Origin of the sequence: Streptomyces pyxinae, assembly GCF_024756275.1 — a bacterium.
Taxonomy (GTDB): domain Bacteria; phylum Actinomycetota; class Actinomycetes; order Streptomycetales; family Streptomycetaceae; genus Streptomyces; species Streptomyces pyxinae.
In genome coordinates, this window is the sequence record NZ_JANUGQ010000008.1 from 1 (window position 1) to 18,827 (window position 18,827).

Genomic DNA, 18,827 nt, shown 5'->3' on the forward strand with positions numbered 1-18,827 from the left:
GCGGTCCTGATCGCCCTCTTCGGGGTCGCGGTCCGCGTCCGGCCCAGCCCCCCGCTCCGGCCCCGTATCGCCGTCGCCCTGGTGGCCGCGCTGGCGGCGCTGCTGCCCGCCGCGCCCGCGCTGGCGGAGACCGCCGCGTCCGCGCCCCCGCCGCCGCCCTCGGACGCCCGGCTGGCCGCCGAGCCGGCCCGGCACGACCTCACCCGGGAGCAGTTCTACTTCCTGCTGCCCGACCGGTTCGCCAACGGCGACCGGGCCAACGACCTCGGCGGGCTGGCCGGTTCGCGGCTCAGCACCGGCTACGACCCCACCGACAAGGGGTTCTACCAGGGCGGCGACCTCCGGGGGATCACCGAGCGGCTCGACTACATCAAGGGACTCGGCACCACCGCCATCTGGCTGGCGCCGGTCTTCAAGAACCAGCCGGTCCAGGGCACCGGGGCCGACGCGAGCGCCGGCTACCACGGTTACTGGATCACCGACTTCACCCAGGTCGACCCGCACTTCGGCAGCAACGCCGAGCTGACCCGGCTGATCGACAAGGCCCACGCCAAGGGGATGAAGGTCTTCTTCGACGTCATCACCAATCACACCGCCGACGTCATCGACCACCGGGACCCCGGCGGCGGGAAGACCACCGACTACCTCGCCAAGGGCGCCTTCCCCTATCTCGGCCGGGACGGCGTCCCGTTCGACGACGGCGACCACGCGCAACCCGGTTCCGGCTCACGGCCGTTCCCCCGGACCGGCCCCGGCGCCTTTCCCCGTATCCCCGTCGTACCGCCGGGCAGGGAGCACGCCAAGGTGCCCGACTGGCTCAACGACCCGGCGATGTACCACAACCGGGGCGACTCCACCTTCGCCGGGGAGTCCGCGACCCAGGGCGACTTCGCCGGACTGGACGACCTCTGGACCGAACGGCCCGAGGTGGTCGCCGGGATGGAGCGCGTCTACCAGCGGTGGGTGAAGGACTTCGCCGTCGACGGCTTCCGGATCGACACCGTCAAGCACGTCAACACCGAGTTCTGGACCCAGTGGGCCACCGCGCTCGACGCCTACGCGGCGAAGCGGGGCCGCCCCGACTTCTTCATGTTCGGCGAGGTGTACTCCGCCGACCCGGCCGTCACCGCGCCCTATGTCACCCGGGGCCGGCTCGACGCCACCCTGGACTTCCCCTTCCAGGACGCGGCCCGGTCGTACGCCTCCCGGGGCGGCCCGCCGGGGAAGCTGGCCGGGCTCTTCGCCCAGGACCACCGCTACACCACCGACAAGGCCAACGCCTATGAGTCGGTGACCTTCCTCGGCAACCACGACATGGGCCGCTTCGGCGCCTTTCTGCGCCAGGACAACCCGGGCGCGGACGAGGCCGAACTGCTGCGCCGCTACCGGCTCGCCAACGAGCTGATGTTTCTCGGCCGGGGCAATCCGGTGGTCTACTACGGCGACGAGCAGGGCTTCACCGGCGCGGGCGGCGACAAGGACGCCCGTCAGACCCTCTTCGCCTCGAAGACCGCCGACTACCTGGACGACGACCAGCTCGGCACCGACCGCACCCACGCCTCCGACGCGTACGACCCCGGCCACCCGCTCTACCGCTCGATCGCCGCCCTCTCCCGGCTGACCAGGACCCACCCCGCGCTCCGGGACGGTGTCCAGACCGAGCGGTACGCCGACCCCGGCGACGGACCGGGTGTCTACGCCTTCTCCCGTACCGGCCTCAGCGGCACCGACGCGCACCGGGAGTATCTGGTCGCGGTCAACAACGCGGCCGGGCCCCGGACCGTCCGGATCCCGGTCGCCACCCCGGACACCGGCTTCCGGGTGCTGTACGGCGCCGAGCCCCCCGCCCCGGCCGTGTCCCGTACGGGGTCCGCCGCCCCGGCCGTGTCCCGTACGGGCGTCCCGGGGGCCGGGGCCGGTCCGCGTGCCGGGGCCGTCGTCCGGGCCGGGGGCCGGGAGCTGACGGTCACCGTGCCGGCGCTCGCCTCGCTGGTCCTCCGGGCCGACCGGCCCGTGCCCGTCCCCGCCGCCGGGCCCGCCGTACGGCTCACCGCCCCGCCCGCCGGGGTGAGCGGCAGCGCCGAGGTGACGGCCCGGGTGGACGGCGACGGGCTCACCCGGGTGGTCTTCGCCGCCCAGGCGGGCGACGGCCCCTGGCGCACGCTCGGTTCGGCGGACCACGCCCCGTACCAGGTCACCCAGCACCTCCCGGCCGCACTCCCCGGCGGCACCCCGCTCCGCTACAAGGCCGTCGCGGTGGACGCGGCGGGCCGTACCGCGAGCGCCCTCGCCGCCACCACCGCAGGGCCCCCGCCGCCGAAGCCGGGGCCGCCGGGTGCGGTGGACCGGGAGTACGCCGTGGTCCACTACCGGCGCCCGGCCGGCGACTACGACGGCTGGGGGCTGCGTACCGGGACCGGGACCGGAGGCACCGGTACGGCCGGCACCACGGCGGCCTTCACCGGGCGGGACGCCTACGGGGCCTTCGCCTGGGTCCGGGTGCCGGACGGCGCCACCACCCTGACCTACACCGTGGAGCGGGGCGGCGCCCCGGGCGGCGCGGGCGCCACCGACGGCCCGGCCCGGACCGTGGACCTCGCCGCCACCGGCCGGGTCTGGATCGCCCAGGGCGACCCGGGCCAGCGGAACACCGCGCCCGAGGGCGCCTATCCGCCCCAGCCGGCCGGCACGGCGGTCATCCACTACCACCGGTCCGACGGGCGGTACGACGGCTGGGGGCTGCACACCTGGACCGGCGCCGCCACGCCCACCGACTGGGCCCGGCCGCTGGAGCCGGTCCGGGTGGACGCGTACGGAGCCGTCTTCGAGGTGCCGCTCGCGCCCGGTGCCACGTCGCTGAGTCATATCGTCCACCGGGGCGACGAGAAGGACGTCCCGGCCGACCGCTCGCTGGACTTCGGCACCCACGGCCGGGAGATCTGGCTGCTCACCGGCGAGACCGCCCCGCTCCTCCCGACCGGCCCCGCCGCCTCCGCGCCCGACCTCGGCAAGGCCGAGGCCCAGTGGATCGACGCCACCACCGTGGTCTGGAAGGCCCGGCCCGCCGGAGCCGCCAGCCGGCAGCTGATGTACGCGCCGCACGGCGGCATCTCGGCGGCCGACCCCACGGCCGGCGGCACCGCACGCTGGCTGCGGCTCCTCCCCGCCACCCTGAGCGCGGCCCAGCGGGCGGCCTACCCGCACCTCAAGGACTGGCCCGCGTACGTCATCGACCCCCGCGACCGGTCCCGTGTCCCGGAGGCCCTGCGCGGCCAGGTCGTCGCCGCCCAGCACGCCACCACCGGCGCTCTGCTCGCGGCGACCGGCGTCCAGCTCCCGGGTGTGCTGGACGACCTCTACGGCCGGAAGGCGGCCGGGGCCCGGCTCGGCCCGGTCTTCCACCACGGCCGGCCCACTCTCGCGGTCTGGGCGCCCACCGCCCGTACCGTCGCCCTCGAACTGGGCGGAAAAACCCGGGAGTCGGTCCCGATGCGGCGGGACGCGGCGACCGGGGTGTGGTCGGTCACCGGGCCGCCCGGCTGGCGCGACCGGCCCTACCGCTACGCCGTCACCGTCTGGGCACCCACCGCGGGCCGGACCGTCACCAACCGGGTCACCGACCCCTACTCCACCGCCCTCACCGCCGACTCGGCCCGCAGCCTGGTCACCGACCTGGCCGATCCGCGGCTGGCCCCGAAGGGCTGGCAGGGGCTGCGCAAACCCGCCGCCGTCCCGCTGCGGAACGCCCGCATCCAGGAGCTGCACCTGCGCGACTTCTCGGCGCACGATCCCACCTCCCGGCACCCCGGCGGCTATCTCGCCTTCACCGACACCGCCTCGGACGGAATGCGGCACCTGCGCGGGCTGGCCGCCGCCGGGACCTCCTACGTCCATCTGCTCCCCGTCTTCGACTTCGGCACCGTCCCGGAGCGCGAGTCCGGCCAGAGCGAGCCCGGTTGCGACCTCGCCTCGCTCCCGCCCGACGCGGCGGCCCAGCAGGAGTGCGTGGCCGCGACGGCCGCGAAGGACGCCTTCAACTGGGGGTACGACCCCCTGCACCACACCGTCCCGGAGGGCTCGTACGCCTCCGATCCGGACGGCACCGCCCGCACCGTCGAGTTCCGGCGGATGGTGCGGTCACTGAACGGCGCCGGGCTGCGCACGGTCATGGACGTGGTCTACAACCACACCGTGGCGAGCGGCCAGGACGAGCGGTCGGTGCTCGACCGGATCGTGCCCGGCTACTACCAGCGGCTGCTCGACGACGGCGCCGTGGCCACCTCCACCTGCTGCGCCAACACCGCGCCCGAACACACCATGATGGGCAAACTGGTGGTGGACTCGGTGGTCACCTGGGCCCGGGAGTACAAGGTGGACGGCTTCCGCTTCGACCTCATGGGCCACCACCCCAAGGCCAACATCCTCGCCGTCCGCGAGGCCCTGGACGCGCTGACCCCGGCCCGGGACGGGGTGGACGGCAAGCGGATCATCCTCTACGGCGAGGGCTGGAACTTCGGCGAGGTGGCGAACGACGCCCGCTTCGTCCAGGCCACCCAGAAGAACATGGCCGGGACCGGCGTCGCCACCTTCTCCGACCGGGCCCGGGACGCGGTGCGCGGCGGCGGCCCCTTCGACACCGACCCGCGCGTCCAGGGTTTCGCCTCCGGACTGTTCACCGACCCCAACGGCTCACCCGCCAACGGCACTCCGGCCGAGCAGCGGGCCCGGCTCCTGCACTACCAGGACCTCGTCAAGGTGGGGCTGACCGGCAACCTCGCGGACTACCCCTTCACCGACACCCTGGGCCGTGCCGTCACCGGGGCCGGGGTCGACTACAACGGCGCCCCGGCCGGATACGCCGCCGCCCCCGGTGACGCCCTCGCCTACGCCGACGCCCACGACAACGAAACCCTGTACGACGCCCTGGCGTTCAAGCTCCCGGCCGCCACCCGGCCCGCCGACCGGGCCAGGGCGCAGGTGGTGGCGCTGGCGACCGCCGTACTCTCGCAGGGCCCGGCGCTCTCCCAGGCCGGCAGCGAGCTGCTGCGCTCCAAGTCCCTGGACCGCAACTCCTACGACAGCGGCGACTGGTTCAACACCCCGCACTGGGACTGCCGGGCGGGCAACGGCTTCGGGCGCGGACTGCCGCCCGCCGCCGACAACCGGGACAAGTGGCCGTACGCCAAGCCCCTGTTGGCCGACCCGGCGCTGCGGATGGGCTGCCCGGAGATCACCGCCGCCTCGGCCGCCTACCGGGACCTGCTCACGATCCGGGCGACCGAGCCCGCGTTCGGCCTCGCCACCACCGAGCAGGTGCGGGAGGCGCTCTCCTTCCCGCTCTCCGGGCCGGAAGAGACCCCGGGCGTGATCACCATGCGCCTGGGCGACCTGGTGGTGGTCTTCAACGCCACTCCGGGTACCCGGACCCAGACCGTGCCCGCGCTCTCCGGTACGGCCTACCGGCCGCACCCGGTGCAGGCCCGGGGTGCCGACCCCGTGACCCGGACGGCGGCGTACGACCGGGGCTCCGGCACCTTCACCGTCCCGGCCCGTACGGTGGCCGTCTTCACCCGCCGCTGAGCGCCCGGGAGATCCCGCCGGGCCCCGGTGGCCCCGGTGGGCCGTGGGGACTCGCCCCGGCGGGATCTCCCGACGGGGCCCGCCATTCGGCGCCCGGTGACCGGGCGGGGTCCCGGGGGCCCCGCCGGTCGGCGCTCGGTGGGTCAGGAGGGCACCGGCTCTGGGTCCGCAGCCGCCAGCAGCGCCCCGAGCCGGCCGGCCAGGTCCCCGAGCGGACCACCGGCCGACGCACCGGCCAGCAGCCGCGCCGCCAGTGCCGCCAGCTCCTCGTCGTACGCGGCGCTCACCGCCACCATCGCCGCGAAGTCGCCCACCAGCCGGGCCTCCAGTTCGGCGCGGTCCACCCGCCGCCCGTCCAGCCAGAGCAGCGCCGTCGACTCCACGAGCGACACCCAGGAGCGCACCACCAGCTCCAGCCTGGCCGACGGCCCGGTCACCTCCAGATGCGCCAGGATCTGTTCGTACGCCGCCTGCCGCACCCCGTCCACCAGGGCCGAGGCGGTGGAGGAACCGGCCGCCGGGCCCCCGCGCAGCAGGGCCGAGAAGCCCGGGCCGTGGTCCTCCACGAAGTCGAAGACCCGTCCCATCACCCGCAGCAGCCGGGCCCCGACCGGCCCCTCCGGGGGCTCGGTGAGCCGGGCCGTCAGATCGTCGGCCGCCCGGCGCAGCGCCGCCTCGTAGAGGCTCAGCTTGCCGGGGAAGTAGTGGTAGACCAGCGGCCGGGAGATTCCCGCGGCGGCGGCGATCTCGTCGATCGCGACCTCCTCGGGCGAGCGGCGGCTGAACAACTCCAGCGCCACCCCGATCAGCTGCTGCCTGCGCTCCTCGACACCCATCCGTCGCCGCACCCCGGTCGTCATACGGACAGCGTAACCGGGGGTTTTCGAACGATGGGGTGTGCAGCTTCCGTTACGCTGCCGGACCATGACCGCCCCCGAATCCGCCCCCGGAACCAGCCCCGGTAGACCCCCCGCGCCCGCCCCGGATCCCGAGCCAGGCCCCGCGCCCGGGACCGAGTCCGGCCCGGAGCCGACAGCCGTCCCCGAGCCGGGACCCGATCCCGAGCCGATGGCCGGTCCGCGATCGGCACCCGGCCGGGAACCGGCGGCCGCTCCGGGCCCGGAGCCGATATCCGTCCGGGAGCCGGGGCCCGACCCCGCGCCCGGCTCCGCCCCCGTCCTCGCCCCCGATGCCGGGGCGCCGAGGCGGCTCACCCCGCGCCAGGCGCGGCGGCTGCGGGTCACCGCCGCCACCGTGCTGCTGGTGGCGCTGGCGGTGCTGCTGGTGCTCCGGCTCGCCGAGCGCACCTCGGTGCTGGTGGTCGGCGTCTACGGACTCGCCATGATCCTCTGCGGGGTGGTGATCGAGCTCAGCCGGAACGGCCGTACCCGGCTGGGGACCTGGCTGCTCACCGGGGGACTGCTCGCCGCGCTCGCCGCCGACTGGCTGCTGCTGCCCTGACCCGGGGACCGGCGGGACCGGCCCCGGACTCAGCGGCCCGGGATCAGTGCAGCGCCTCGGCCTCGGTGCCGTCCTCCAGGGTGCCGGTCAGCTTGGCGCGGGCCGCCGCCGCCCGGTCGGTCGCCACGGTGAGCAGCCGCATGTCCGACTCGCCCTCCACCCCGCCGGTCACGGTCAGCGACGCGACGCCCGCGCTGCCCGCCGCCACCAGGTACCAGTTCTTCCGCTCCGGCGACTGCCAGAGGACCCCGGCCAGCACCCGGGCCTCCCGCTCCCCGCAGGCGAGCGAGTCCACCGCCTTCGCCGCCACCGCGCCGGGCGCCCCCGGCTTGGCGCCCGGCGCCTGGAACTGGGCCACCACCGTGGTGCCCGCGCCGCGCCAGGTCTCCGCGCGGGTGCAGACCCAGGAGGCCCGGCCTCCCGACTCGGGCAGCTCCTGCTGGGCGAACCGCCAGGAGTTGACCGACCGTACGCCCTGGGCGCGGACGGCGGGCAGCAGACAGGCAGTCCGGGACCACTCCTTCCGCGCCGACGTGCCGGTCACGTCCGTCCGCTCGGCGGGTGGGCCCGAGGTCAGCCGGGCCGGGACGATCTCCCCGAGGTCGCTGAGCGTCCGGGTGGCCTCCTCGTCCCGCAGCTCCAGCGCGTCCCACCCCTTGCAGGTGCTCACCGCGACCGGGCTGACCAGCGCGTCGGTGACCCCCCGCGCGTCCCGGGGCAGCGGGCGCGGCCCGGCCGCCGGGTCCAGCAGATCGCGCACCGACGCCTCCCGCACCCAGGGGGCGGTCAGATAGCGGACATTGGCGTTGACGCGGCCGACCACCAGCGCCTCCGCACCGGCCATGTCCGCCCCGTCGGTCCGGGCGAAGTCCAGCGCCGCGCCCGCCGAACCGTCCTTGGGCTCGGCGTACCGCACCACCCGCAGTCCGTCGTGGAAGAGCACCACCCTGGCCCGGTCCACCACGCCCGCGAAGAGCAGCTGGGGCGGGCCCATCGGCGGCCCGGGCAGGGTGCCGGGGGTGGCCGACGCCTGCACCGAACCGCCCGGCCGCGCCCACACCGCCAGCGCCCGCCGCAACAGCTCCTGATCGCCCCGCGATTCACCGCGCGCGGGCCAGACGGTGAAGTCCGTACGCGGCGACTTCCGCCAGGCGCTCGCCGCCACCTTCCGTACGTTCGCCGGGTTGAGCGCCGCCTCCGACACCGGGTTGCGGGCGTACGGCGGGGCCGCAGCGCCGTCCGGGCCCCAGCCGCCCCCGCCCGGCAATCCGAGCAGCCCCGCGCACACCACGGCCGCCGCCAGCGCCGCCAGACCGGCCCGGGTGTGCTGTCTGCGGCGGCGCAGATCGGTGGGACGGGCCCGCAGCGAGCAGGGGTCGAACTCGGCCGACTCCAGCAGCCCGTGCGGCACCGCGACCCGGTTCGCCTCGGCCAGCGCCCGCTTGGGCTGCGCCACCCCGGCGGCGGCCAGCACCCGCAGCACCTCCGGATCGCCCTGCCGCTCCAGACCGCGCAGCACCACCACCGCCCGCGCCGCCCCGGAGAGCCCGCCGAGCCGCTGGTCGAGCGCCATCTCGTCGGTGCCGCCCGCGCGCGGGGCGAGCCGCAGCCCCCAGACCCGGGGCAGCAGCGGGGGCAGCTGCGCCCGCCGGGGCAGCCCGAGCCGGCCGCGCGGGCCGCCCGCCTCCAGTGCCTGGCGGAGCACCTGGGCGCGGAGGAAGGCGTACCCGGGGTCCCCCGCGTCCTCGGCCCGCCGGGCCCCGGGGACCCCGGCCGCGGCGTCCTTGCGGCGCGGCAGCGAGCGCTGCACCAGGGCATGGGCGGTCAGCACCCGGCGGCCGCGCTCCAGCGACGGCGGCAGCACCAGATAGGCGATGCGCACCAGCCGGGGATAGTGCTCGACCAGCGCTGCCTCGGCCCGGCCGAGGTCGACGGGGGAGGGTGCGACGAGATCCTGGGTGCTCACTTTGAGCAGAACGAGCGAATCCCGTCCCGGTTATGGGTGTGTCTCCGCATCAATGAACCAGGCCGCCGAGGCCCCCCAGGCCGCTGAAGACCGCCGTGCCCCGGGCGCCGGAGCCCCCGTGGGCGGCGGTCATGAACAGCCCCGCGTCGGCCGCCGGGGGGAGGCCGGGCGGCCGGACGGAGGCGACCGGGCGCCAGCTCGTACCGCCGTCGGTGGAGCAGGAACCGGTGACCTCCGGCCCGCTCCGGGCCAGCCGCAGCAGCACCGGGACGCGCACCCCGGCCAGCCGGAGCTGGGTGTCCGGCGCCCCGTCGCCGTCCGCGTCGTACGCCAGCACCACCCCGTTGGCCGGGGTCACCGCCAGGGTGAGGAAGCCGGGGGCGCCGGGCTCGGCGAGCCGGGCGCGCACCACCAGACCGGCCCGCGCCCAGGGCCCGGTGGTGTCCTGCTCGTCCACCCGGACGGTGAGCACCGCGCCGTCCGGCAGGCCGCCCGGCCGGAACAGGGCCCCGAACTCGGCGGTGGACCTCCACAGGTCCTGGCCGCCGCCGCCGATCCCGTACCGCGCGTCCGGACCGGTGCCGAGCTGCCCGAAGACCGCCTCATTGGTGGTGTGGACGGACCAGCCGGGCTCCAGCGGGCCGGCCAGCCACAGCCTGCCGGGGTGCACGGTGGTGACCGGGGGCTCGCCCCCGGGGCCGTACCGCGCGGAGAGTTCGTACGGCAGCGGCTCCACAGGACGGACCAGCGGCCGGTCCGGTACGGTGATCCGCCACTCGGCGGCGGCGCTCCCGGCCGCCGGGACGGGCCCCACCTCCCGGGGCGGCCGGGCGCCGGTCCCGGGGACGTCCAGTGCCAGCCGGACCGGGCCGGTGGCGCGCAGCCCGTTGAGGTTGCGGAAGACGGCGGTGACCCGGGCGGTGGCACCGGGCGCCAGGGCCCCGGGCTCACCGGTGACGGTCACCCCGCCCTGGTAGGGGGCGCGGGCGAGCACCGCGTGGACCCGCCGGGCGGTGCGGTACGGGTCCCCGGTCGGCCGGAGCGGATACGGCTCGGTGCGCCGGGTCCACGCCTCCTCGGCGGCGTACCAGTCGAACCGGCCCGCCGGCTCCGGCTCCCGGCCCGCCGGGTCCCGGTCCGACTCCCGGTCCCGGTCCCGGTCCCGGTCCAGCGCGTCGGCCAGCGCGCCCAAGTACGCGTCCCACTGCGGCAGATGGACATCCGCGATCAGCCCGGACCAGTCGCGGTTGGCGTAGTTGGCGAGGTGCCCGGCGTCGGCGGTCGGCCGGTCGGCCCAGGTGGTGATCAGCGCCCGGGCGGTGCGCTCCCGGCCCTCCCGCCGGGCGTCCGCCAGCCACGGCCCGAGCAGGAACGCCCGGTGGCAGCCGGCCATCTCGTCGCTGAGCCGCATCAGCCGCAGCCAGAGCCGGGACAGCGCCCGGAAGGCGTCGGCGTCCTTCCGTCCGTACGCCGCCCTGAGCTGCCCGATCAGCGTCCAGGAGCGGTTGGCGAGCGCCTGCCGGGCGAGGTCGGTGAGATCGTGCCGGTAGGCGTCCGAGCGGCGCAGTGGTTCCCGTACGGCGAGCAGGGCGGCGAACGCCCGGTCGAAGGCGGGCAGATCGTAGGCGGGGGAGTGGGTGGCGTAGTACGCCCCCGAGGCGGCGGTCAGGCTCGGCCGGGCGGCGAAGACCGAGTCGTGCGGCCGGCCGTCCCGGCTGGTGATCCGGTACGCGGTCTCCCGCAGCACCCCGAACGCCTCGGCAGCCGCCGGGTCCTGGCCGCCGTAGCGCAGCGCCGCGTACTCCGTGAACCAGCGCTCCCGGTCCACCGGCTCGTTTCGCCAGGCCAGTTCGGAGAACAGCTCGAAGGCGGCCGGGTCGCGCTCGGCCGCCTCGGGCATGTACGCCGTCCCGGCGAGCGCCGAGCCCGGCCGGTCGCGCCAGGCGGTGAACCGCGCGCTCCACTGGTGGGTGCGGGCGCCCAGGGTGGTGCGGCCACCGAAGTTGGGGATGCTCCCGAAGGCGTACGGGACGCCGCCCCAGTCCCGCTCCCGGTCGGTGACCGACTCCAGGTCGGAGAGGCCGTCCACCACCAGCGTCCGGTCCCGGTCGAGCGCGTCGAGCAGCTCCCGGCGCGGATTGGCCTGCCAGCCGAGCAGCACCCAGGTGGCGTCCGGCCGGGCGGCGCGCAACGCGCCCTGCACCGCCCGGGCGGCCTCCGGCACCGGTACGTCCCCTGCGGTGCCGCCCTCGTGGAGCAGGTCCATCTTGAACAGCCGGGCCGGACCGAAGAGTTCCTTCTGGTGGCGGTAGAAGGCGGCGGCCACCGCCCGGAACGCGGGGGTGCGCGGATCGAGCCAGTCGGGGCGCCGCAGCCCGGCCCAGACGCCCTGGGGCACGGTCCGGGCGCCCGGGTTCCGGGTGGTGAAGTCCTCCGGGACGGTGCCGAAGTATCCCGGCAGCACCGGCTCCATGCCCAGCTCGCGCAGCCGGTCGCAGATCCGGCGGCCCAGCTCGGTCCGGCGGCCCAGCAGTGCCGGATCCACCGGTCCGCCGTAGCCGCTCATGTTCTGGAGCAACCACCAGGGCTGGTGGGAGGGGGCGGGCAGCCAGGCGCGGGCCTCGGCGCCGGAGTAGCCGAACTCCTGGAGCAGCCGGTGGTACACCGCCTCCTGTCCGGCGGTGACCAGCACCTCGTTGCAGCCGTGCAGGGCCAGGACGTCGATCAGCCGCTCCCAGCGGGGCCAGTCGGCGTACGGGGCGGTGTAGCCGTCGTGGGTGTCGTTGAGCGCGAACCGGTGCGGCACGGTGGCCCGGCGCTCCAGCGGCCGGCCGGGCGCGGGAAGCCGGTCCGGCAGCTCCACCCGGCTGCCGGCCCAGGAGAGATGCGCCCCGGCGGCGTACTTGAGATACCAGTGGACACCGGTCAGCAGGGTGGCCGCCCCGGTGCCCGCCACCTCGACGCGGCCGGTGGTGCCGGCGACCCGGAACCGGTCGGGGCTCCCGGCGGCCTCCCCGGGCAGCGGGCGCAGCCGGAACTGCCCGGCGTGGTGCGGCAGCAGCCGCCGCAGCGCCGCCCGCGCGGCGGCGGTGGGATCGGCGCCTCCGGGGCCCGTACGCTCCGGGCCGTCCGCCCGGGCGGGAACCGCCGTACCGGCCGGCGTCGTACCGGATGCCGCCGCGGCGGGGGCCGTACCGGAGACCGGGAGGGCGGCGGCCGCACCGACCGCCCCGGCGCCGCTCAGCAGCGCGCGTCTCGACACTCGGGCCATGGCACCGTCCTCCTGAGCGTTTCTGACGGAGCGTCATTTGTGGAGGCTTCGCACGTTACTCGCCGTCCGGCCCCGGAGCGGGGACCCGGACCGGCAGGATGGCCGGATGCGTACGGAACGAACTCGTGTGGCAGTGGTGGCCGCCGTACTGGTGGCCCTGGGTCTCCCCGCCGTCGCGGCGTGCGGAACGGGCGGCGAGGAGCCCGACGGGCCCCCGAGGACCGCGACCGGCTCGCTGGAGGAACTGGCCGAGCGGGCGAAGTGCGTGCCGGACATGGGCACCCAGGCGCAGGAGCTGCGCCAGGCCAACTGCGCGACGGAGGACGGGAAGTACGTGCTGACCACCTTCGCCACCGACCGTGGCCAGCGGGAGTGGATCAACGAGGCCAATGACTACGGCGGCGCCTATCTGGTCGGCCGCAAGTGGGTGGCCGCCGGCGACCGGCCGGTGGTCGAGGCGGTACGCAACCGGCTGGGCGGCGAGCTGGAGGTGGCCGAGGGCCACCACGGCGGCGGATCCACCGGCGGCGGCGCCGCGCCCACGGGCTCCGGCCCGGACGACGGCTCCGGCCCGGACGACGGCTCCGGTTCGGACGACGGCTCCGGCTCGTCCTCCGGCTCCGGCTCGGGCGACGGGGAGCACGCCGACGGCCACGCGGGCGCGGGTCACCACGGAGGCTGAGCCCCCCGGTCGTGCCACGACGCCGGAGAGTCCCCCGCGTACCGTACGCGGGGGACTCTCGGGGTCAGGTCCCCGTCCCGGGGGCGGGGCGGGGTGGCGCGGTGCTCAGGCACACCGGCGGCCGGTGTTGACGCAGTTCACCACCTGACGCATCAGCCCGTTGCTGAACACATTGATGAAGTCCCCGTGGTCGGTGACCGGCTTGTGCAACTGCTCCGGGAACGAGTCCACGGCGAAGGTGGCTCCCGCCGGGACGTCGTAGACGATCCGCTGCACCAGCTGCGGGATGGCCCGGAAGCCGGCCGGGCAGCGGCCGTCGCGGCCGGCGAAGGCGACATGGGTGCGGTGGTTGGCGCTGTCGGTGTTCCGCCCGTCCCAGCAGCTCTGGAAGCTGAAACTGCGCACCACCTGGGAACCCTGCGGGCAGACCGGGTACTTCGCCTTCAGCTGCCGGTTCTCGAAACCGGTGCAGCTCCAGGAGGCGTTGGCGTTGGCATCGCCGTTGGTGAACGCCTTGGCGTCACCGGTGATGATCCGCAGGAACTTCGGCATGGCGGTGACCCGGGAGACCGGGCTGCCGACGAAGTTCAGAGTCACCTGGGAGGGGGTGAGGATCTCGCCCACGTTCTGGTCCCGCCCGCCGCCGTCGGCGTTGGCGTCCTGGTCGTTCCGGCCGTTCTGGAGCCGCAGCACGGGCCAGTAGTAGGTGGACCGGTCGCCCTGGTTGCGGCAGGTGGTCTCACCGCGCGCCAGGTCGTCGTCACTGGCGAAGGCGTCATTGGCCTGGTTGCCCACGTAGTCGTGCATATGGTGGGCGCCATTGCTGACCCCGGGCGCGACGATCACATTGTCCGGGTTGAACTTGCCGTTCTCGTTCCGGCCGCAACTGCTGGTGAAGGTGCCCCGGGAGGCGTTCTGGAGCTGCCTCGGCTTGCGCGCATTGGGCCGGACCGACCTGATGTCCGCGAAGTCCGAGGCGACCGGCCCGTTCCCCGCCTGCCCCGCCCCCCGGCCGCCGTTCCCGCCGTTCCCGTTCTGATTGTTGCCGTTGCCGTTGCCGTTGCCGTTGTCCCGGGTTCCGCCGCGGTTGTCGCCACCACCGTTGCCGCCGCCCGGGAAACCGTTCTGTCCGTTCCGGCCCTTGGTCTCCGCCGCCTCCGCGGTCTCGATGCCGTCGTCGTCGGCGCGCAGGGTGCAGGGGGCGAGGGACTCAAGACCCTGAGGCCGCCCGGCGTTCCGGCCGATGGCGACCGCGATGCGCTCGATGGCGGCCCGCCGCTTGTCCTTCAGCGGATCGAGGACGGCGCTCTCCGCGAACGCCCGGTCCCGCTGCACCTGCTCCCGCCGGTCCGCGAACCGCTGATACGCCTCGGTGATCTGGGTGTCCATCGCCGCCAGCTCCCGGTCCACCTCGGGGCGTGCCCCCTCGGGGACGTCGGGCAGCCCGTTGGCGACCTCCGGACAGTCGATCGTGGAGATCCGTGTCGCGGTGTTCACGGTCCGCTGCTCCTGGGGCCCGCCCCCGAACCGGCCCTCGCCCGCCGAGGCGTAGAAATTGGCGGCCAGCAGCCCGCCCCCGCCCAGTACCAGTGCGGCCGAGGCGGCGATCGCCCGGTTCGCCAGTTTCGACCGTTTACGTGTGCGTCCCATGGAGCTCCAATCCTGGGCGGGAATCCTGGGCGGGTGGGAAACCGCTCCGTTCCATACGGACGGGACGCGCGGGGCGTTCAGCGGCGCACGGGACCGGCCGGTCTCCGCACCGGACCGGCCGGAAACCGGCCCCGGGGCTCGTGCCCCGGCCCGTACCACCCGCCCCGTACCATCGGCCCCCGGCTCCTCGGGGCGCCAACCGGCAGGGAATCAGCCGCCGTTCAGCACCTCGGCCTCCTTCTCGGCCGGCAGTCCCATCGCCCGCCGCGCCGGCTCCGGCCCCGTACGGTCCGTGCCGTCCGCCGCGCGCAGCCATGCCCAGGTGTCCGCGACCGTCTCCGCCACCGGGCGGCAACGCAGCCCCGCCGCCCGCGCCTTGCCCGGATCCGAGCGGTGCATCGCCTCGTACGCCCCGTTCTCCCACCCCGGCGGACTCCAGACCGGCAGCTCGGTCCAAGGGGTGATCCCGGCGGCGAGGATCTTCTCCGGCTCGGTCCACCGCAGTTCCGCGTCGGCGCCGGTCACCCGGACGCAGGTGTCGAGCAGTTCGCCCATGGTGGTGTGGCCGGGCGGGCTCACCAGGTCGTACGCCCCCGAGAGCCCGGCCCCGGCCGCCGTCAGCAGCCAGCCGGCCAGGTCCCGCGCGTCGATGTACTGGAGCGGCAGCTCGCGCGGCCCGGGGGCGAGCACCGGTCCGCCCCGGGCGATCCGGCGCAGCCACCAGGGGAGCCGACCGATGTTCTCCCAGGGGCCCAGGATCAGCCCCGCCCGCGCCAGCAGGGTCCGGTCGGGACCGAAGGCGTCCAGCGCCGCCAGCTCGCCACCCCGCTTGGCCTCCGGGTACGGCACCCCGGTCTCGTCCGGCCCGGCCCCCGCCACCACCGGGGCGTCCTCGGCCGCGCCGGCCGGGGCGGGCCAGGTGTACACACTGCGGCTGGACACATACGCGTATCGCCCGGCCCGCTCCGCCAGCAGCCGCGCCGCGTCCCGGACGGGGCCCGGGTCGGCCGACCAGGTGTCCACGACCAGGTCCCACTCGCCGTCCGCCAGCGCGGCGAGCCCGTCCGGCGCGGTGCGGTCCCCGCGCAGTACCCGGACCCCGGCCGGCACCGGACGGCTGCCCCGATTGAAGACCGTCACCTCGCACGACCGGGCCACCGCCGCCTCGGTGACCGCCCGGCCCACGAACTCCGTACCACCCAGTATCAATAGCCTCATGGGCTCGACCCTGCCCGCTCGGGACCGGGCCGGACAGCGCTTCCGCCACCGGCTGAACGGCCGTCCGGTCCGCATGGCAGCATGAGCGGACCATGACGAATGCCCGGTCCCCGATGCGCGCGCTCCGTGCCGTGCTCTTCGCCGTGGTCTGCGTGACACTGGCCGCCGTGGGACACGCGTCGATGTCGATGTCGGCGCACGAGCTGCCGGGCGGAACGCTGCTCGCCGCCTTCGCCGGTACGGCCGGGCTCGCCTGGCTGGCGGGCGGCCGCCGCCGGGGCGCGACAAGCATCGGCGCGGGCCTGCTCGCCGTGCAGGGACTGCTGCACCTCACCTTCATGGGCGGCGCGGGCGGCCACGCCTCCATGGGCGGCGCGGGCGGCCGCCCGGGGCACGGCATGTCCCGTCCCGGCGCGGTGCCCCCCATGTCCTCCGGCACGACGCACCACGACATGGCGTCCCACTCCATGACCGCGCACGACATGACCGCGCATGACGTGGCGGCGCACGGCATGACCGCGCACGGCGGCGGGATGTCCGGCATGGCCGGCGGGCCCGGAGCGGCGCTCCACGGCTCCGGTACCTCCGGGTTTCCTGGTGCCTCCGGCATCTCCGGTGCCTCCGGTGGCGGCGACTCGGTGCTCGGCGCGGTCGCCGGGCTGCTCGGCCTCTCCACCGGCATGGTCGCCGTCCATCTGCTCGCCGCCGCCGTCTGCGCCCTCTGGCTGGCCCGGGGCGAGGCGGCCTTCTTCCGGCTCGCCCGGACCGCCGCCGTCCTGGCCTTCACCCCGCTGCGCCCGCTGTTCACCGCCGTTCCGGTGCCCGCGCCGGACCGGCCGGCCCGCCCTCGGAGCCGTACCGTCCCGCGTCTTCGCGGCGTCGTCCTCGCCCACAGCCTGTCCCGGCGCGGACCGCCCCGGGCGTCCGTACCCCGTGCCTCGACCCCCGGAGCCGTTCACGTCTGACCCGGGGGCCGCTTCCCCGCAGACGTCACACACCGACTCCTAGGACAGTCATGGCCATTGACGCCCCGGTACGCGACGGCGTACCCGACAGAACCCCGGGCGACGGCCCGCACGGCGGCGACACCCCCGCCCGCCCCACCCCCTCCGCCCGGGGTGCGCTGCGTCCGCTCCTCCTCCGCCTGCACTTCTACGCCGGCCTGCTGATATCCCCGCTGCTGCTCGTCGCGGCGGTGAGCGGACTGCTCTACGCGCTCTCCTTCCAGGCCGAGAAGATCGTCTACCGGCATGAGCTCACCGCCCCGGTCGGCGAGCGTGTGCTGCCGCTCGCCGAGCAGGTGGAGGCCGCCCGGAAGGCCCACCCCGACGCCACCGTGACCGCCGTCTGGCCCGCCGCCGAGGAGGACGCCACCACCCGGGTGCTGATGGCCGGACCCGAGGTGCCGGAGGACCGGTCGCTGGCCGTCTTCGTGGACCCGTACACCGCCGAGGTACGCGGTGCCCTGCCGAGCTACGGCAGCTCCGGCGCCCTGCCGCTGCGCACCTGGATCGACCAGCTGCACGCCAATCTGCTGCTGGGCGAGCCCGGGCGCGTCTACAGCGAGCTGGCCGCGAGCTGGCTGTGGGTCGTCGCGCTGGGCGGGGTGCTGCTCTGGCTCGGCCGCCGGCGCACCGCCCGGCGCGCGCTGGTGCTGCCCGAGAGCGGCCCGGCCTCCCGCCGCCGTACGCTCTCCTGGCACGGCTCGGTCGGCCTCTGGTCGGCGGCCGGTCTGGTGCTGCTCTCCGCGACCGGGCTGACCTGGTCCGCGTACGCGGGCGAGAACATCGGCGCGGTCAAGGACCGGCTCGGCGGCGCCACGCCCACCGTCGCCGCCACCCTGGACGGCGCGGCCCCGGCCGTCGGCGGCGGGCACGAGGGCCACGGCGCCGGACACGGTACGACCCCGCCGGCGGCTGCGCACGCGGGCGCCCCGGGCGCCGGGACCGACATCGGCATCGACCGGGCCGTCGAGGCGGCACGCGGGGTCGGCGTGGACGGGAAGATCTCGGTGACCGTGCCGGCCGAGGGCACCGGCTATGTGGTCAGGCAGACCGACACCCAGTTCCCGGTCCATCTGGACGCGGTCGCCCTCGACCCGGCCGACGGCACGGTCATGGACAGGCTCCGGTTCGCGGACCACCCGCTGCCGGCCAAGCTGACCCGGTTCGGCATCGACGCCCATATGGGGGTCTTCCTGGGCCTCGCCAACCAACTGGCCCTCGCCGCACTCGCCTTGGCGCTCATCGGACTGATCCTCTGGGGCTACCGGCTCTGGTGGCTGCGCCGTCCCACCCGGGACCGGGCGCTGGGCTTCGGCCGTCCGGTGCCGCGCGGCGCCTGGCGGAAGGTGCCGGTCACCCTGGTTCTCCCGCTGGCCGGGGCCACCGCGCTGGTCGGCTGGTTCGTGCCGCTGCTGGGACTGAGCCTGCTGGCCTTCCTGGCCGTGGACGTGCTGCTCGGGGCGCTGGCCAGGACCCGGCGCCCGGCTCGCGCCTCCTGAACCCACCTCCCGAGCGGTCCCAGGGGCCGGTCCCGGCACACCCGCCGGGCCCGGCCCCGTGGCGTACGGGGTCCGAGCCGGGTCCTTAACCGGGGCGGGGGCGGCGTGTGCCGTGCGGGGTCAAGTGCCGGAGCGGGCTCGGGCCGTGCGGGGTCAAGTGCCGGGGCGGGAGCGGCCCGTGCCGGGGTCGTACCGGGGCGGGGGCGGCGTGTGCCGTGCGGGGTGCGTGCCGGGGCGGGCACGGGCCGTGCGGGGTCAAGTGCAGGGGCGGGCGCGGGCTGTGCCGTGCGGGGTGCGTACCGGGGGCGTACCGGGGCGGGAGCGGTTGCGGCCCCATGCCGTGCGGGGTCGGCGCCGACCGGGCCGGCGGGTGGCGGCCGAGGTGGCCGGCCGCGCTCTCGCGCTGTGGCGGAAGCGGCCCGCCGCGCCCTTGTACCGCGGTTGTCGCGGTTGTCGTGACTGTCGTGGCCGGAGACGCCGCGCCGTCCCTGTGCCG

The 18,827-nt window shown here is 75.8% G+C and carries 10 protein-coding genes; 5 read left to right on the plus strand and 5 right to left on the minus strand.

Annotated features, from left to right (window positions below):
* The first annotated feature begins 78 nt into the window (after positions 1–78).
* Positions 79–5,580 carry a pullulanase-type alpha-1,6-glucosidase gene (pulA, locus tag NX801_RS11460; RefSeq protein WP_258787606.1) on the plus strand — a complete coding sequence of 1,834 codons (5,502 nt, stop codon included), beginning with the start codon at positions 79–81 and terminating at the stop codon, positions 5,578–5,580.
* Positions 5,581–5,723: 143 nt separating this feature from the next.
* On the opposite strand, the gene NX801_RS11465 is transcribed toward pulA, so the two are convergent.
* Positions 5,724–6,440: a TetR/AcrR family transcriptional regulator gene (locus NX801_RS11465; RefSeq protein ID WP_258787315.1), complete on the minus strand. Its 717-nt coding sequence runs from the start codon at positions 6,438–6,440 to the stop codon at positions 5,724–5,726.
* Positions 6,441–6,504: 64 nt separating this feature from the next.
* Here NX801_RS11465 and NX801_RS11470 point away from each other — a divergent pair, with 64 nt between their 5' ends.
* Positions 6,505–7,041 (plus strand): hypothetical protein, encoded by a 537-nt coding sequence (locus tag NX801_RS11470; RefSeq protein WP_428986122.1) that lies wholly within the window; start codon positions 6,505–6,507, stop codon positions 7,039–7,041.
* A 43-nt stretch (positions 7,042–7,084) separates the two neighbouring features.
* Here the strand turns inward: NX801_RS11470 and NX801_RS11475 are convergent, their stop codons facing one another.
* Together NX801_RS11475 and NX801_RS11480 are read right to left on the minus strand one after the other, a co-directional pair.
* Complete coding sequence (locus NX801_RS11475; protein ID WP_258787317.1) at positions 7,085–9,007, minus strand: hypothetical protein; 1,923 nt, start codon at positions 9,005–9,007, stop codon at positions 7,085–7,087.
* Positions 9,008–9,056: 49 nt separating this feature from the next.
* A complete protein-coding gene (locus tag NX801_RS11480) occupies positions 9,057–12,278 on the minus strand; it encodes an alpha-N-acetylglucosaminidase (protein ID WP_258787318.1) in 3,222 nt (1,073 codons plus the stop codon).
* Positions 12,279–12,384: 106 nt separating this feature from the next.
* On the opposite strand from NX801_RS11480, the gene NX801_RS11485 reads away from it, so the two are divergent.
* Complete coding sequence (locus NX801_RS11485) at positions 12,385–12,960, plus strand: hypothetical protein (protein ID WP_258787319.1); 576 nt, start codon at positions 12,385–12,387, stop codon at positions 12,958–12,960.
* A gap of 105 nt (positions 12,961–13,065) precedes the next feature.
* On the opposite strand, the gene NX801_RS11490 is transcribed toward NX801_RS11485, so the two are convergent.
* Complete coding sequence (locus NX801_RS11490) at positions 13,066–14,610, minus strand: DUF1996 domain-containing protein (protein WP_258787320.1); 1,545 nt, start codon at positions 14,608–14,610, stop codon at positions 13,066–13,068.
* A 210-nt stretch (positions 14,611–14,820) separates the two neighbouring features.
* Positions 14,821–15,828: an NAD-dependent epimerase/dehydratase family protein gene (locus tag NX801_RS11495; protein WP_258787323.1), complete on the minus strand. Its 1,008-nt coding sequence runs from the start codon at positions 15,826–15,828 to the stop codon at positions 14,821–14,823.
* A 92-nt stretch (positions 15,829–15,920) separates the two neighbouring features.
* Between NX801_RS11495 and NX801_RS11500 the strand changes: the two genes are divergently transcribed.
* Positions 15,921–16,793 carry a hypothetical protein gene (locus NX801_RS11500; RefSeq protein ID WP_258787325.1) on the plus strand — a complete coding sequence of 291 codons (873 nt, stop codon included), beginning with the start codon at positions 15,921–15,923 and terminating at the stop codon, positions 16,791–16,793.
* A 50-nt stretch (positions 16,794–16,843) separates the two neighbouring features.
* Positions 16,844–18,331, plus strand: a complete 1,488-nt coding sequence (locus tag NX801_RS11505) for a PepSY-associated TM helix domain-containing protein (protein WP_258787326.1) — start codon at positions 16,844–16,846, stop codon at positions 18,329–18,331.
* Positions 18,332–18,827: the final 496 nt, after the last annotated feature.